Source organism: Pseudoalteromonas sp. PAST1, from assembly GCF_021532515.1.
Taxonomy (GTDB): domain Bacteria; phylum Pseudomonadota; class Gammaproteobacteria; order Enterobacterales; family Alteromonadaceae; genus Pseudoalteromonas; species Pseudoalteromonas simplex.
The window spans coordinates 39,989-55,870 of sequence record NZ_JAKGBH010000011.1 but is presented as its reverse complement, the minus strand read 5'-3'; the positions used below and the strand labels follow the sequence as shown (position 1 = coordinate 55,870).

Annotated in this window: 17 protein-coding genes and 1 riboswitch; of the genes, 7 read left to right on the top strand and 10 right to left on the bottom strand. The window is 40.1% G+C overall.

The features are described from left to right. On the bottom strand, positions 1–951 hold the full coding sequence (locus tag L1272_RS07485) for a LysR family transcriptional regulator (RefSeq protein WP_054551477.1): 951 nt from the start codon (positions 949–951) through the stop codon (positions 1–3). Between the two features lie 110 nt (positions 952–1,061). Between L1272_RS07485 and L1272_RS07480 the strand changes: the two genes are divergently transcribed. Together L1272_RS07480 and L1272_RS07475 are read left to right on the top strand one after the other, a co-directional pair. Further along, positions 1,062–2,003 (top strand): sodium-dependent bicarbonate transport family permease, encoded by a 942-nt coding sequence (locus L1272_RS07480; protein ID WP_235373101.1) that lies wholly within the window; start codon positions 1,062–1,064, stop codon positions 2,001–2,003. A gap of 83 nt (positions 2,004–2,086) precedes the next feature. Beyond that, positions 2,087–2,506 (top strand): hypothetical protein, encoded by a 420-nt coding sequence (locus L1272_RS07475; protein ID WP_138600521.1) that lies wholly within the window; start codon positions 2,087–2,089, stop codon positions 2,504–2,506. A gap of 12 nt (positions 2,507–2,518) precedes the next feature. Here L1272_RS07475 and L1272_RS07470 read toward each other — a convergent pair whose 3' ends face one another. The 3 genes from L1272_RS07470 to L1272_RS07460 form a co-directional block, all read right to left on the bottom strand. Continuing rightward, entirely contained in the window at positions 2,519–2,899 is a 381-nt protein-coding gene (locus L1272_RS07470) for a hypothetical protein (protein WP_235373100.1), read from the bottom strand. 112 nt (positions 2,900–3,011) lie between these two features. After that, the gene (locus L1272_RS07465; protein WP_054551481.1) at positions 3,012–3,596 is read right to left on the bottom strand and encodes a hypothetical protein; all 585 of its coding nucleotides are present in this window, start codon (positions 3,594–3,596) and stop codon (positions 3,012–3,014) included. 85 nt (positions 3,597–3,681) lie between these two features. Then, on the bottom strand, positions 3,682–3,861 hold the full coding sequence (locus L1272_RS07460; RefSeq protein ID WP_054551482.1) for a hypothetical protein: 180 nt from the start codon (positions 3,859–3,861) through the stop codon (positions 3,682–3,684). A 264-nt stretch (positions 3,862–4,125) separates the two neighbouring features. On the opposite strand from L1272_RS07460, the gene sbcB reads away from it, so the two are divergent. Continuing rightward, on the top strand, positions 4,126–5,571 hold the full coding sequence (gene sbcB, locus L1272_RS07455) for an exodeoxyribonuclease I (RefSeq protein WP_235373099.1): 1,446 nt from the start codon (positions 4,126–4,128) through the stop codon (positions 5,569–5,571). A 39-nt stretch (positions 5,572–5,610) separates the two neighbouring features. Here sbcB and L1272_RS07450 read toward each other — a convergent pair whose 3' ends face one another. Continuing rightward, a complete protein-coding gene (locus tag L1272_RS07450) occupies positions 5,611–6,492 on the bottom strand; it encodes an NAD(P)-dependent oxidoreductase (protein WP_235373098.1) in 882 nt (293 codons plus the stop codon). A 114-nt stretch (positions 6,493–6,606) separates the two neighbouring features. Here L1272_RS07450 and L1272_RS07445 point away from each other — a divergent pair, with 114 nt between their 5' ends. Further along, entirely contained in the window at positions 6,607–7,122 is a 516-nt protein-coding gene (locus L1272_RS07445; RefSeq protein ID WP_054551485.1) for a glutathione peroxidase, read from the top strand. Further along, positions 7,088–8,071 (top strand): 2-hydroxyacid dehydrogenase, encoded by a 984-nt coding sequence (locus tag L1272_RS07440; protein WP_235373129.1) that lies wholly within the window; start codon positions 7,088–7,090, stop codon positions 8,069–8,071. Before L1272_RS07445 ends, L1272_RS07440 begins: the two co-directional genes overlap by 35 nt. Positions 8,072–8,109: 38 nt before the next feature. Here the strand turns inward: L1272_RS07440 and L1272_RS07435 are convergent, their stop codons facing one another. The 3 genes from L1272_RS07435 to L1272_RS07425 all read right to left on the bottom strand — a co-directional run bounded on the left by L1272_RS07435 (position 8,110) and on the right by L1272_RS07425 (position 10,623). Then, a complete protein-coding gene (locus tag L1272_RS07435) occupies positions 8,110–8,571 on the bottom strand; it encodes a hypothetical protein (protein ID WP_054551487.1) in 462 nt (153 codons plus the stop codon). Positions 8,572–8,630: 59 nt separating this feature from the next. Next, positions 8,631–9,230, bottom strand: a complete 600-nt coding sequence (locus L1272_RS07430; protein ID WP_235373097.1) for an SMI1/KNR4 family protein — start codon at positions 9,228–9,230, stop codon at positions 8,631–8,633. 67 nt (positions 9,231–9,297) lie between these two features. Then, positions 9,298–10,623, bottom strand: coding sequence for a sodium-dependent transporter (locus L1272_RS07425; protein ID WP_235373096.1), 1,326 nt, complete (start codon positions 10,621–10,623; stop codon positions 9,298–9,300). Positions 10,624–10,770: 147 nt separating this feature from the next. On the opposite strand from L1272_RS07425, the gene L1272_RS07420 reads away from it, so the two are divergent. Then, a complete protein-coding gene (locus L1272_RS07420) occupies positions 10,771–11,508 on the top strand; it encodes a 4'-phosphopantetheinyl transferase family protein (RefSeq protein ID WP_235373095.1) in 738 nt (245 codons plus the stop codon). Here L1272_RS07420 and lysC read toward each other — a convergent pair. After that, entirely contained in the window at positions 11,485–12,864 is a 1,380-nt protein-coding gene (gene lysC, locus L1272_RS07415; protein ID WP_235373094.1) for a lysine-sensitive aspartokinase 3, read from the bottom strand. The genes L1272_RS07420 and lysC overlap by 24 nt on opposite strands. An 81-nt stretch (positions 12,865–12,945) precedes the next feature. Beyond that, positions 12,946–13,118: riboswitch (Lysine riboswitch) on the bottom strand. A gap of 88 nt (positions 13,119–13,206) precedes the next feature. Continuing rightward, on the bottom strand, positions 13,207–14,457 hold the full coding sequence (gene nhaD / locus L1272_RS07410; RefSeq protein WP_235373093.1) for a sodium:proton antiporter NhaD: 1,251 nt from the start codon (positions 14,455–14,457) through the stop codon (positions 13,207–13,209). Positions 14,458–14,605: 148 nt separating this feature from the next. Between nhaD and L1272_RS07405 the strand changes: the two genes are divergently transcribed. Beyond that, positions 14,606–15,880, top strand: coding sequence for a hypothetical protein (locus tag L1272_RS07405; RefSeq protein ID WP_235373092.1), 1,275 nt, complete (start codon positions 14,606–14,608; stop codon positions 15,878–15,880). The last annotated feature ends 2 nt before the right edge of the window (positions 15,881–15,882 follow it).

The window sequence follows — 15,882 nt, the reverse complement described above, 5'->3', positions numbered from 1 at the left end:
TTAATTTAAGCTTTCATTGAGTAGGTTTAGCTCATTAGTGACCCACTGTTTATTTAAACATTGTTCTAAATTCAACTGAGCAAATTTTAAAAAGCTACGCGCCGCATGCGATAAATGGCGATCGGTGCGTACCACAAAATACCAATGACTAGCTAAATTGACATCTTTTACATCTAACATACAAAAACTTGTATCATGGGGTGGCAATACGTGGCGAGAAACAACACCTAGCCCCATTCCTGAACCAACCGCAACCCGAATAGCTTCGTTACTTGCCATTTGTACTGTGTTGCTTAAAACAAAGCCTCTGCTTTGCAGTTCACTTTCGAACAGCATTCGTGTGGCAGAGCCAGGTTCTCGAAGCAAAAAACGTTCAGATACTAAGTCTTGTAATGTGACCTGAGTCTGACTCGCGAGCGCATGGTTGGTTGGTGCAATAAACACTAATGGGTTTTGTAAAAACCGTCCTGCTTTTGCATGTTCTAATGAAGGTGGATGACTAAAGACATAAATATCATCTTCGCCTCTTTCAAAACGGGCTAGCACTTCAGCCCGGTTACCTATTTCAAGTGGCAACTCAACATGAGGGTGTAAATTACTATACGGACCAAGTAACTTAGGCAAGATATATTGCGCGGTGTTAACCATGGCTATTTTACAGCGCCCTCTCTCACCACCTCTAAGCTCAGCAAGATAATCTTGATAGTCATCAAAGTGACCAAACACCTGCTGACAAGTTTGAAATAAGGCAAAACCCGCTTCAGTAACATGAATTCGCTGCTGATTAACCATCACTAATGGCTCATTGACTGTTTCTTGCAGGCGCTTAATTTGCTGCGATACCGTTGGTTGCGTTAAATGTAATTGCCTTGCTGTTTCACTAATTGAGCGTGTTTTTACCACACACATAAACACTTCGAGTAAACGAAAAGAAATATGCCTTAAATCCATAAAATCAAACCCATAGATAAAAACTTATAGGATATTATCATTTATTTTATTATTTACTATGTGATTTTTTATCTAGAATAGCGGCGCTTTTTAATCAAGAGGAGAACAAAGTGCCTGATATTGTTGTAATGTTTTTTGTTTTAGGACTCACTGCCGGATTACTTCGCTCTGACCTAAAAATTCCGCAAGCGACCTATGAAACTCTTAGCCTATTGTTAATGCTCACCATTGGCTTAAAAGGAGGTATGGTGCTGCATGGCAATTTGCATTGGCAACTTCTACCAGAAATGGGCGCTGTATTACTACTTGGTGGCTTAATACCATTGATGCTGTTTCCTATTTTAAACAAACTGCTAAACCTCTCTGTTGCTAATAGCGCAAGTATTGCTGCCCATTACGGCTCAGTAAGCGCAGGTACATTTGCAGTTTCTTTAGCCTATGCTGAATCGAATTCACTTAATGTAGGTGCTGAAGTCACACTTTATTTAGTAATGCTTGAGTTACCTGCGATTATTGTTGGATTGTTACTGTATCGCCGCCTTGGTAATGGTTCTGGACAAAACCTTTCTCTAAAAGCACTTTGGCATGAAACACTTACTAACAAAAGTGTCATTCTGCTAGTTGGTGGTGTAATTATTGGCATGATGTACGGGACGCAACAAGGGAGCCAAGTAACGAGTCTCTTAACGAACAGCTTTAAAGTTGTGCTGGCACTATTCCTACTTGAAATGGGTTTAATGGCTGCACAAACTCTGCGCCCTATTCCATGGCACCAATGGCGATTAGCATTATTTGCTCTTATAACACCAAATTTATTAGGTGCAATCGGGGTCTGCGTTGGTACTGCATTACAACTAGAATTAGGCTCTGTGGTAATACTAGCAAGCCTAGTTGCAAGTGCCTCTTACATAGCAGCCCCTGCCGCGATTAAAGCAGCCATACCCGATGCAGACATTGGTTTAGCCATGTTATGTTCTTTGGGCATTACCTTTCCTTTCAATGTATTAGTAGGAATTGGCTTATACCATCAAATAGCATTATTTATGGGCTAAAAAACGGTCACACCTTAACTTTATTAATGAGATCTTCTGAAAAGTCGTTTAATATAAACAAAAAAGCAGCGCAAGGACATGCTATGTTTAATCAAACGCTCAGCACCGAGCAACAGCATGTGAGTGATATTTTTAAGCGCATATGTACGCTTTGTAAGGTGCAAAACTATGCTGAATTAGAAAGGCACTTATCGTTAACATCAGGTTTTTGCGAGCAAAGTATTGAAATTGCTGCAGTGCCTTATGAACTAATTGATAACGTGGCTAAAGCTTCTGAAGTTAGCTTTGATTCACTACTTAATGGTAGCGAACAAACCACAGTGACACTTGATGGGGCGTTACTACAAGCAGTAAGTAACGGTATTATTAAGAGTATAAAAAAGCTTTCTATGGCGGGGCTAATTAAAGGTGATAACCACACTCATGAAGCCCTTAGTCAGCTTGCAGATATTCAGCTAAAACAAATAAAAAATGAGCTCAAAATACAAAGCCAGGTTAAATAACCTGGCTTTTTACTAATTCTTACCTTTGTACATTTTATCGTAGATATCGGATATATTATTTTGTTTATCGTAGTAGCGCTGCAGCTCCCCAAGCGATAACTCTTTTATTTCATTACTATCAAGCCCAACAGGCTCTGCTAACTTAAAGTCTGCAGCTTGCGGTGAATTACCCATTAAGGTGGCAATTTCACTCTTTAACTGTTCAGCTTTATTAAATAGTTTAATTGCTTTGCTGATATCTGTTTCATGCTCAGCTTGTAACGTGCACCAAACTACCTCAACTGATTTAGATCTGATTTGATCTTCAAAGATATTTTTGCGCGCAATCAACCATGTACTTGCAACAAGCAAGATGGCTAAAACGGCAATGGCTATGTAAATTAGTTCAAGCATTACGATCCCTCGGTAAACTAAATGTTACTATACACCCAAACTTGGTTCGCAATACATCAGGAAAAAGCATTATAAATGAAGTTATAGGACTGAAAAACATCATAAATTCATGTTAACTTTTTGTTCCAAAAGGCCAGCTTGGACTAAGTAATAGTTTCAATTTGGTTTTCAAAAGACCCGGAAACAACATTACAACAGCAAGGACAATACTAATGTAGAGCACAATAAAACTATACATGTAGTGTATGTAGGCGTGTTCAGCTTGGACAAACAATACGACGAGCTTAAACCACAAAATAAAATGCGCTATAGCTAAAAGTATCGTCAGTTTTATTATACAAAAAAACAACTCCCCAAATGTATAACTAAATTTTGTATGTAATTTATATAAGATAACCATACTCAAAACATTGAAACCCGCCAATGCGAGGTAAATATTCTGTGCAAACGCGCCGTTTCCTCCCTCCGAAATATAAAGTAAAACCTTTTCCATAAGAAGAGAAGTGACTAAGTATTTTGATGCAACAACGGCAATAGACAAAAAGTCGCTAAATAGCTCTCGATGTTTGAATGCTCTGTAGAATGAATGTATCAGTGCGACTGTATAACAAAGCGCTATGATAACTTGAGTAGAAAACACTTTATGAGCAGAGGTTGCGACTAAAAACTCATTGTATAAATCTGTAAGGTATTGCATGGCGTATCCTAAAAAAGACACGCCTAAGCATAATGCTATATATAAAAAAAAACCAGCATTTGAGCTGGCTTTATTCTGTAAGTGCTTAGTTTTCTTTCTTTTTTGGTACCAAGATCACAATTCCAGCAGAGCCTTGTAAGTTTTTCTTTTTTGGCGGTACTAAAATTACGATTCCACCAGAGCCTTGAAGTTTTGTTGTATCAAAGCTAGGAGCTGGTGCTGCGTCGAATGCTAAAGTAGATAGTAATAAAGCTGATAAAGTCATTTTTTTGTTCCTTCATTGTTAAAGATAGCTTTCGTTAGCAAATACCGAGCCACTACAATAAAAATTTAGGTAAAAACTAACGACTAGACCCTATATAAGCATAAAAACTAGCCGTTAGGCTATTTTTTATACCGCACAGGTATATAAAACGACCACTAAACAGCATCAACACCTTTAACTCTATAAACTAACAAGTCTCTATGCCATAATTCTGTCAATTCAAAAATAAGTCAAAGCGGCCCTACGCTTAGCAAGGTTTAATGCATGGCATATCCAGAACAACAGCAACCAACAATTTATTGGCACGACTACGAAACATTTGGCGCAAGCCCGCAAAAGGACCGCCCAAGTCAATTTGCAGGTATTCGTACCGATCTCGATTTGAATATTATTGGTGAGCCGTTAATTGAATATTGCAAGCCTGCAGCCGATTACTTGCCGCACCCTGAGGCGTGTTTAATAACGGGTATTACCCCGCAAGTTGCAATGCAAAAAGGCTTAGTTGAAGCTGAGTTTATGGCAAAGATCCATGCTGAATTTAGCCAACCTAACACCTGTGTTGCGGGCTATAACAGTATCCGTTTTGATGATGAAGTCACACGTTACAGCTTATACCGTAATTTTTATGACCCTTACGAGCGTGAATATAAAAACAATAATAGCCGCTGGGATATTATTGATTTAGTGCGTGCCTGTTATGCACTGCGTCCAGAAGGTATTGAATGGCCACTCAAAGAAGACGGTACGCCGAGCTTTAAGCTCGAGCACTTAACCGTTGCCAATGGCATTGAACATGCAGCCGCTCACGATGCATTAAGTGATGTAACAGCGACTATTGCACTGGCAAAATTAATAAAAGAAAAACAACCTAAGCTGTATCAGTTTTTCTTTAGCTTACGTTCTAAAAAAGCATTGGCTGATTTAGTTGATGTATTTAATATGACACCATTGGTGCACACCTCGTCACGAATTCCGGCAAGCCAAGGCTGCACCAGCTGGATTGCACCAATGAGCTTTCACCCAGTCAATAAAAACGCCATTATTTGCTTTAATTTAACTGAAGATCCGCAAGTGCTATTAGATTTATCTATTGAAGAGCTACGCACGCGCCTTTATACAAAACACAGCGACCTTGGCGAAGACGAAGCACCGGTAGGCTTAAAACTCGTGCATTTAAATAAATGCCCTATTCTTGCACCAGCAAAAACCTTGTTGCCAGAGAACGCAGCCCGATTAGGTATTGATCGCGATAAATGCTTACAAAATCTCGCTATTTTAAAAGCCAACACAGAACTTCGCGACAAAGTGACCGAAGTGTTTAACGAGCAACGTGATTACGGCGAAACCACCAACCCTGACTATCAACTTTATGATGGTTTTACCAGCCATGCAGATAAAGCTAAATTTGCCATTATTCGAGATGCAAGCCCTGAGCAATTAGCCACAATGCAGCTAGATTTTGATGATAAAAAGTTTGCTACCTTGTTATTTAGATATCGCGCTCGAAATTGGCCACACACACTAAGCCAAGATGAACTGGCAAAATGGCGCCAGTATTGCCAAAACAAGCTAATGCACGGTGAAGATAGCCCGTCGATCAGTGGCCAAGATTTCATGATCACTCTTGAGAATCTGGCTCATGAAAATGATGATAACGAGAAAAATCTGCATATATTAAAAGCGTTGTACAATTACGCACAAAGCATGTAATAAAAAACGCGACAATCATTGTCGCGTTTTTTATGGATATTACTTTTTATGTAACGCTTCGATACGCGCTAATAAACTAGATGTGTCGTACCGACCGCCACCTAAGGCTTGTACATCGGCATAATATTGATCAACTGTTGCCGTCATCGGCAAAGTTGCGCCGTTGGCCTTTGCCTCATCCAAAGCGATGCCTAAATCTTTACGCATCCAATCAACAGCAAAACCAAATTCGTATTCGCCAGCCCACATTGTTTTGTAGCGGTTTTCCATCTGCCATGAGCCTGCAGCGCCTTTAGAGATGGTTTCAATTACTTTTTCACCATCAAGGCCAGCTTGTTTTGCAAAGTGTAACCCCTCAGCCAAGCCTTGTACCACACCCGCAATACAAATTTGATTTACCATTTTACACAGTTGACCAGAGCCTACTTCACCTAATAATTGGCTAAAACGGCTAAAAGCAGCCATAACAGGTTGAACAACATTAAAATCAGCTTCGTCGCCACCAACCATCACGGTTAATACACCATTTTCTGCCCCAGCTTGACCGCCAGAAACCGGCGCATCTAAAAATGCAATGCCTTGTAGTTTCGCTTGAGCAGCCACTTCACGTGCCACTTCAGCTGACGTTGTAGTGTGGTCAACTAAATAGCTGGCCTCATGCATGCTTGCCAGCACACCCTGTTCGCCATAAACAACTGAACGTAAATCATCATCATTACCTACGCACATGAAAACGATATCAGCCCCTTTTGCTGCTTCACTTGGTGTTTCAGCGTATTCACCTTGATACTCAGAAACCCACTTTTGCGCTTTAGCCGTTGTGCGGTTGTAAACTGTCACGTTGTGACCTGCGTTGGCAAGGTGACCCGCCATTGGGTAACCCATTACACCTAATCCGATGAAGGCGACTTTCATTGACATAAAACTGACCTATTTGAGTGATAAATTAGTAACAATTTCATTATCTCAACCGAATAACTAAAAAGCGAATGAAAAAAAGTTCATTTAAACCGTTAAAAAACACACAGGTAAAACATGGATAGTATATATCGTTTCAATGCCCAGCTTGCATCTGGTGAAAACTTCAGCCTTGAATCGCTACAAGGAAAAACAGCACTTATTGTCAATATTGCCAGCAAATGTAATTTTTCAGTGCAAATGGCAAGCCTTGAAAAACTCTATCAAGAATATAAACAGCAAGGATTTACCGTACTCGGTTTTGCCTGTAATCAATTTGGCCACAATGAACCTCTAGATGGCAATGAACTTAAAGCCTTTTATCAGCAACACTTTGATGTCAGCTTTCCCATTTTTAACAAGGTGTTAGTCAACGGCCCAGACGCCCACCCGTTATTTAATTATTTAAAGTGCCATACTCGAGGAATTGCGCAAAACCGCGCAATTAAATGGAATTTCACCAAATTTCTTATAAACTCAGAGGGTCAACTCGTTGCGCGATATGCCCCGCGCACCAAGCCCGAAACCCTCAAAATGGTGATAGAGAGTAATTTAAATGATGAAACTGGCCTTATTCAGTGCGCAAAAGTATGAGCAACCGTTTTTTGAAAGGAATCTAACTGAATACACTGAGTCTGTTTCGCTCAGTTATTTTGAACAATCCTTGAACAGCAATACCACGCCCCTCTGCCAAGGTTTTGATGCTGTATGCGTGTTTGTAAACGATACGGTCGACAAACACGTCATTGCAGATATGGCGGCTGCCGGTATAAAGGCTATCTTATTACGTTGTGCTGGCTTTAATAATGTTGACCTTGATGCTGCCAAAGAACATAACATCAAGGTTTGCCGCGTGCCTGCATATAGCCCAGAAGCAGTAGCAGAGCATTGTATTGCCCTTATGCTAACGCTCAACCGAAAAACCCATAAAGCCTTTAACCGCGTGCGTGAAGGTAACTTTGATTTAAACGGTTTACTTGGTTTTAATCTGTTTAAAAAAACGATTGGGATTATCGGCTGTGGCAAAATCGGTTTAGCGCTGGTTAATATCTTAAATGGCTTTGGTGCTAAGGTACTCGTTTGCGACCCAATGGCTGGTGAAGGCCCTTATACCCTGTGCGATTTAGACACATTGCTCACCCAAAGTGATGTCATCTCATTGCACTGCCCGCTCAACGAGCACACCCATCATTTAATTGATGCTAGCGCATTTGAGAAAATGAAAGACGGTGTCATGCTGATTAACACCTCTCGTGGTGCACTTCTTGATAGCCAAGCATGTATTCAAGCGCTTAAGTCTAAAAAGCTTGGACACCTAGGCCTAGATGTGTACGAACAAGAGTCAGAGTTATTCTTCAAGGATCACCGTGAAGAAATCATGCAAGACGATATTTTTTCACGCCTTATTAGTTTTCCAAATGTGTTAGTGACAGGCCACCAAGGCTTCTTCACCCAAGAAGCACTGAGCGAAATAGCCTGCACCACATTACAAAGTGCCAATGAAATAAGCCAAGGCTTAGCATTAACTAACGAAGTTATTTAAGAAATGGCCTTGATACTTCTCATCAGGCGTTAAGCTCATCAATGCTCGTTTAACCTTTCATTGTTATCGAGCATTTTTACTGGTAATTGGTGATCAACCAAAAAGTCGTAAAATCGTAAATCTTCAATTAGATCGGAAGATGCTAGCTCGAAATCTTGGTAAGTTAGGTTTTTATAACTAAACCTCACTGTATGTTCGAACCTTTTAGTTTGTGAGTAAAGAATTTCAGTTACTTCGGAAATATCTATTTTAACACCTAATAATAGTAACTTTTCACCGTCTATTGACACCTCAACTGAATTTTTTGGCTCTATCATCCAATAATCTACAATGATAGAAATGATGCAACATACAACTATAAAGCCGAGCTGCATAAAAAATGGTTTTTCTGCAAATTCAGTTAAATAATAAGCAAACATACCACCAAATAACAATCTGTATAAAAAGCTGTTGAGCAATTTAAAGCTAACCTTCTTCCTTTTTCTTCTAAACACTTGCAAAGCTAACCACCCTTTATTAACCTATTGATTTTATGACATTTTAATAAAATTATGTTTCATTACTTTTGAGATAACTCTTTGAGTGCATCTATGAAGTGTGTATGGTTGTATGAATAACTGCCATCTTCCTCTTCAACAAGCGAAGGGCTATTTAGTAATTCAGTGAGGAGCACTAAGAAATCATCAAGTGACTTTGCAAAAACACACTTATCATCTTCGTCTCGGCCAAAATTGATAATTTGACCTTTCGTTCCTGTCGGGCCTGGATCAAAGTCCACCCCTATAAAATTACCTCCTCCATCTCCAAGTAGAGGTAACCATTTAGTATTCGCATATTCAATTTTTATAGCGCTAGGTGTTAGGGATGAACAACTCTCATTTAACCCTTCTAATCCTTGGTCAATAATCTCTCGCCAAACATTTAACTCATGAATAATTTTTTCTGTACTTAATAATGAAAGGCCAAAAACGAAACCAGCCTTAGTGCGGAATTGACCATTACAATTTGCATATATTGATACAAAAGATTGAGGTAAAGTATTTCCAACCAAATCTGCAATTTTATTTAATGACTCAACATTCGACTCATTATTAATAACATCTATCAGAGCTGGAAACTTTGATTCTATTTTTTCTCTTAAAACAATCCATTCGTTCATAATATATCCTTATTTTAAATGACTTTACTTAAGATGGTCTGATTGAGTAAATGTGAGTATTAGTTTTTTATTTCAACAACGCCACGTTCACAAATACCGCCGTCATTAATAACGGACAGACAAAGCGAATGTACTGGGCAAACCAATAATGAGGGCCGCTCGATACTTGATGCAATTTATTACCACGCTGCCATAACCAACCAACAGTAATGAAATAGAACAGCCCCATTAAAGGTAATTGGTACTGTGTAAGTACCATAATGACTAAACCAAATAACCAGTCAAAGTTTAAGATAATCAGTGATGAGGCAATAAACACGATCAGCGTTACAAATAAGGTTGCTTTTTTGCGCTCTACAGTGTGATTCTCAACTAAAAATGCCACTGGAATTTCGGTCGATGAGATGGTTGATGTCACTGAGGCAATCGACATTAAAACAAAGAATAATAAGCCAACGAGTAAACCCACTTGGCCCATTGTGCTAAACAGTTCAGGTAAAATCGCAAAAATTAACTGCCCTTCACCAACCAATTTACCGCCGCTAAATACCTCTACACCGTTATGTTGGGCAACAAAAATAGCCGGAATAATCAATAAACCCGCTAAGAAGGCCACACCGGTATCAAGCAGTGCCACGGTTCCAGTTAGTTTCGGCAGGTTGGCATCTGGTTTTAAATACGAGCCGTAAACCATCATACAACCAACACCTAACGACAGCGAAAAGAACGCTTGTCCCATTGCCGCAATAATTAAGTTGGCATCAAGAATTTGACTAAAATCTGGCACTAAGTAAGCTGCAAAACCATCCATTGCACCATCTAGGGTCGCGATATAAGCAATTAACGCCACTAATAACACTAGCAATAATGGCATCAAGCGGCGTGACCAAGTTTCGATACCTGATTTAACACCTTTTAAAATAATACTCGCAGTAAGAATAAGCATCAGTGGCGTAAACACAAAATTGCGCGCCATGGAGTCACTGTGTAAAAAGTTACTTAGCTCAATGAAACCAAAGAAGCTTGCGACTGGCTCAAGCGCATAAGCGAGCATCCACCCTGCAACTATCGAATAAAAGCTCAGCATTACAACCGCACCAAAGAGGCCAATATAGCCAGCTGCAGCGCCCACTTTAGGTGCAGTGTCTTGCCATGCGTTAGATAATGCTTTTACTGGATTTGCTTGCGCTTGGTGGCCTAAATACAGCTCAGTATAAAGAGCTGGAAGCGCTAATAAGAAAATAACAATGAAGTAAACGAGTAAAAATGCACCGCCGCCATGGTTTGCCGCTTGTGTTGGAAAGCCCCAAATATTACCTAAACCTACCGCCGCGCCAGAAGCTGCTAAAACGAAACCTAATCGACTTTGAAAGCCGTCACGAACTTGTGCCATACATCTACAAATCTGTTATTATTTTTCGTCATTAAACCATAATTACAGTCAACTGCGTAAACTATTTGCGTTTGTTCATGCCTATAAAAGTGCATTTGCTGTAAAAATAAACAAAACTAAATTCAAGCCCCGTGTAAGCGTTAAACCATGAGCAGTCACTACTTTTCGAACACTCTTATCATCGAGCAACAACGCCAAACAACGGCCAAGAAAATCATGCTTATGGATGCAACATGTATTGATGTTGCAAGTTTACCCCTTGATAAATTACTCAGTGAGTTTGAATTAAGCGTACTTGAAAAACGCAAAGTGCCTAGTGCCAAGCAAGAGTACTTAGCAACTCGCCTAACGTTAAAGTATTTGTATCAACATGCTTACCCTCATGACGATTTAGCGCTCAGTGAAATATCAAGCCAGTTTGATGACAAAGACAGCAAGCTCAAATTACATACAAAACGAAGAGAACCTGTGTGGGCTTGTTTATCACATTCAAATGGTTTAATTGGCGCTGCTCTTAACCCAAAACAGCAGCTATTTGGTTTTGATATTGAACAAAGCAGTAAACCTCGCCCTTTTATCAAACTCGCAAAGCATTTTTATCATCAAGATGAAGTTGACTTAATTAGCCGTTTTGACGCTCCCGATGAACAGGCACAGTGCTTTTTTAGAATTTGGACATTAAAAGAAGCGCTTGCCAAAGCAAGTGCACAGCCGATTGCGAAACTACTTGCCCCTAATGTATTTGAAGAATTGAGCAAACATAATTTCAGCGCGAGTAGTAACTCTATTGAAGGTTTTGATATAAGTGTTGTGGCACAAAAAAGCACTGACTGGCAGTGCTCTTTTATTAACTTTAATGACTTACGCCGCGACTTGGCTTTCTAATAGTCGGCTGTGAATAGCCTGCACGACTTCATCTGACTCGCTTTGCTCAACTAAGAAGCACAGGTTATGTTTACTTGCACCGTGGCAAATTAAACGAATATTAAAATCGCTCAATACCTGCATCAAGTTCATTTCTTGCTGACGTAATTGAATTTCAGAACCAATTAGAGCCACCAGCGTTAAGTTATTTTCAACCGACACATGACAAAACTCAGAAAGCTTATCTAAACAAGCTTGATCAAGCTCAGGGCGTGATGCATTTGGCGCGTTATCTAAAGTGATTGCAACACTGATCTCGGAGGTAGTAACCAAATCAACCGAAATATTAAACTCACTTAAAATAGTGAATACACGCGCTAAGAAACCACTCGCTAGGAGCATTTCTGGGCTTTTAACCGTTAACAGAATTTGGTTTTTACGCTGTGTTACCGCACGAATACCTGGTTGCTGAGACTTTTCTTTTTCAATCCATGTACCACCTAATTGCGGCTCACGGCTTGAACCAACAAACACACTAATGTGGCTACGGCTTGCCGGTAAAATAGTAGCAGGATGCAGTACTTTTGCTCCAAACGTGGCCATTTCTGCCGCTTCATCAAAGCTTAAGCGTGCAATTGGGCTTGCTTTAGCGCATAAACGCGGATCTGTACTGAAAATACCCACAACATCGGTCCAAATATGCACGCTTTTTGCGTTAATTGCTTCAGCGAGTAATGCAGCACTGTAATCTGAACCACCACGGCCTAAGGTCGTTGTTTGATTGTGCTCATTGCTACCAATAAAACCTTGAGTTACCACAACATGGTCATCAAGTAGCGGCACTAAATGCTCTTTAGCTGCTGCAGCGGTTGCTGCAACATTTGGGGTAGCTTTAGCAAATTGGCTATCTGTTTTCAGTACCTTACGTACATCAAAACGCACCGCATCAAGACCCTGCCCGCGTAATACTTGAGTGAATAAATACGATGATAAACGCTCGCCAAAGCTCAGTAGTTCATCTTGCTCAGCTACAGACTTAGCCCCGTCTGATGCTAGCTTTTGAAAAGCCTTAAGTGTTTCATTAAAGCCATGTGCTAAATCAGCATCCAGTGACAGCTCTGCCAAGATTGCTTCTTGAATGGCGACTACGCCAGTAATGTGCTCGTCACGCTCAGCCGCACTCAAATCAGCTTTACACAATGCAACTAAATGATTGGTCACGCCAGCACTGGCACTCACAGCAACTATACGTACTTGATTATCAGCACAAACGATTTCTGCACAGCGGCTCATAGCATCAAAGTTAGCTACACTGGTGCCACCAAATTTTGCAACAACGTAATCTGATTTTGTGTTGGCGGCTAATTGGGTATTCATGTCGTCTCCTTTTGTGGAAAACTATCCACAGTAAATCAAGAAGAACTCGGCAAGGGGGTGCTTTGAAAATAAAGAGTAGTCCATGCCAGAAGCTCTCCACCTAGTTTGGTGACAGTTTTGAGGATTCAGCCCCATAAACCGAAAAATAACCGTGACGTCCGATTAATTTTCTCGGCGAGTACTTCCCTCATTAATGGTCATCGGCGTTCGTCACCTCACATTAATTACCTAAGTATCGCACCTCTTCTGAATGTTAAGTTAACACCTGGTTAAAATAACAAAGCCTGCTGTTAAAAGCAGGCTTCGAAAGTTAACGTTTAGACGTCTAGCTGTCAAGTTGTTTTATGAAATTAAACTGCCCGCTAAGTGCGAACCGTAATAACCAACGGTATAAGCAATTAATAAATAAACCGACATTTTAAGATAGCTCATAAAGGTTAGTGCTTTTACCTTACTCATGGCAATAATACCTGCCGCAGAGCCGATTATAAGCATTGAGCCACCGACCCCAGTTGCGTAAGTAAACGACAGCCATTGCTGAGGGCTCATCACAATATCAGCTTTTAAAAGTGCTGCAGTTAGAGGTACGTTATCTACCGCCGCTGATAATAGCCCCATCAGGTAGTTGGCATATTCCGGTGCCATCAACTCATATAAGTGAGTAAATTTAGCAAGCATACCGACTTCTTTTAATGCACCAACGAGTAATAATACCCCGACGAAGAACAATAAGGTGTCGTATTCAATTTCACGAATATAATCGATGATTTTTTTGTTTACGTCTTTTTTGCGCATTAAAAATTGCGCAACCAAAAACATAAGTGATAAACCAAATAAAAAGGTTAACAGCGGCGGCACACTATAAAGCACACTCAAAGTTAACGTGGCAATAATCGTCGAGAAGAAGATAACCGCAATGGTAATATCTGTTTTTTCGATGCGACGGGCAGCTTGTTTTTCAAACACAACATTACCCGACATACCCACCGACAACATTGCCGCCAGCAGTGCAACACTTGTCAGTGCAGGGGCAATTAATAATAGTAGATTAGCAATGGTGACTTTTTCGTCTAAGAAAATCATCAGGGTTGTAACATCACCGGTGATCAACGACACCCCACCCGAGTTAACACTAAATACAATTAAGGTCGCATACTTTATTAATTTTTTAGGATCTAACTTAAGTGACATCACCACCGCAAGCGAGATTAAAGTTGCCGTTATGTTGTCTGAAATAGATGAAAATAAAAATGCAAACCCACCAATCAGAAACATCAGCTTTCGTTCACTGATTTGATTTGGCATAATTTTATGAACAATATTCTGGATAAAACCTTTAGAGTTTAAATACGCTACAAAGGTCATTGCAGCCATTAAAAACAGCCACAAAGTCGCGATTTCTAATATGTTGTGATCCAGTTGATGTTGTATGGTTTCTGGGCTTAGCCCATGAATTGGAGAGATAAATAAGATAATCCAGCATAAAGTGCCAAAAAAAAGCGTCGTTTTGGCCTTGTTTACATGGATAATATCCTCTATAACGATAAGCAAAAATGCCACCGCTATCAGGGTTAGGATAAGTGGGGTTACCATGGTGTTTGAACAACCTTTATAATAATGTAAAAATTGTAAGTCGAGTGTTTCGGCGCGGATTCTAGCAGCATAGAAAGCATAAAACTATTCTCAATTACATAATTTACTACTAATCGCCAACACCAAAGTCTGAATTTACTGGAGCCTTATGATCCCAGCTAAAAAGTTATTAAATACCCTTACTGAACATTGGGGGGTGTTAGAACTGTTATTTAAACGTTTTAAGATGGCTGATTTCAGCTTGAAAGACGTACAAAATGCGATAAAACAAAAGCAGCCTTCATGGTCAAACGAACGCATTTATAAAGAAACAAATCGTTTATTGAATCAAGATATTATCATTTCACTGGCAAAATCATCACAGTTAGAAATAAACCGCGCGATCGCCGATTTTGCGACTTTCTTGCTACAAGAAGAGCACTTAGGTCTTGCTCAAGAGATTAGCGTGCTCGTTGATGACTTAGCTCGCCTTGGCAATCGCCTTGCTAAAGCGGGTGAAATTGAAGATTACGACGAGCTTCGCCGTTTTAGCCGCATTATGGATGATCGGGTACGCAAAATAATGAAATTGTTTGCCCACAATGAAAACGCAATTTTAAATATTGTTGAGCAAGCAAAAGCAGACAACGCGGTGCAATCACTGCAAAAACGCTATCAGGCTGTAATTGAAGCGTTCGATGAATACATCGAGCCTATGCTGGAAATGGTTGATATTCGAGGTGACTTCCACGCTTGCTTTAATACCATCGAAGCGCAAATTAGCGCGCAAATAGAGCAAATTGACCGCCTTGGTAAATCATATCAAGACAAGCGCATGCTTGAACAATTACGTACTCGTATTCTAGAAATGCATTTAGTTGGCCGTGAAAGTTTACGTAAAAGCGCCGATATGCTGATGCCGTTACGTGAAGAGTTACGCCGCAACAACTTAATTACTCGCCAAGCGGCTAAAGTGCTTGGTTTAGTGCGTAAAAATGGCGTCGATAACATGTTAAGTGCAGTACAGCCTAACTTTGTTTCAGACGCACAACGCTTTTCACTTGGTCAGCAACGTCATATCGTGGCTTATATGGCAGGCTTAGTTGACTTTGAGCACGATGAATATCAGCTTCCTGAACATGATGATGTGCCCGCCTATCAAAGCCCGCATATCCCTGATTACAACGACGTTAAAACACAATTTAGAAAACGCTTTAAAAAAGCCAGCAAAAAAGCTCAGCCACTGCTTAGTTTCTTAGATGAAAGCTACCCAGATTTAGAAGCTGACGAAATGCTGTTCTTATATCAAAAATTGATTAGCGATGGCGACCTTGAAATCAGCCAAAGCCAAGAGAAAGTAAAAATAAAAATTGCCCAGCAACACTTCTCTCTTTATCCATTTAACTCATCGATTGCTGACGATAAAAAAGCAACAGAGCAATAACC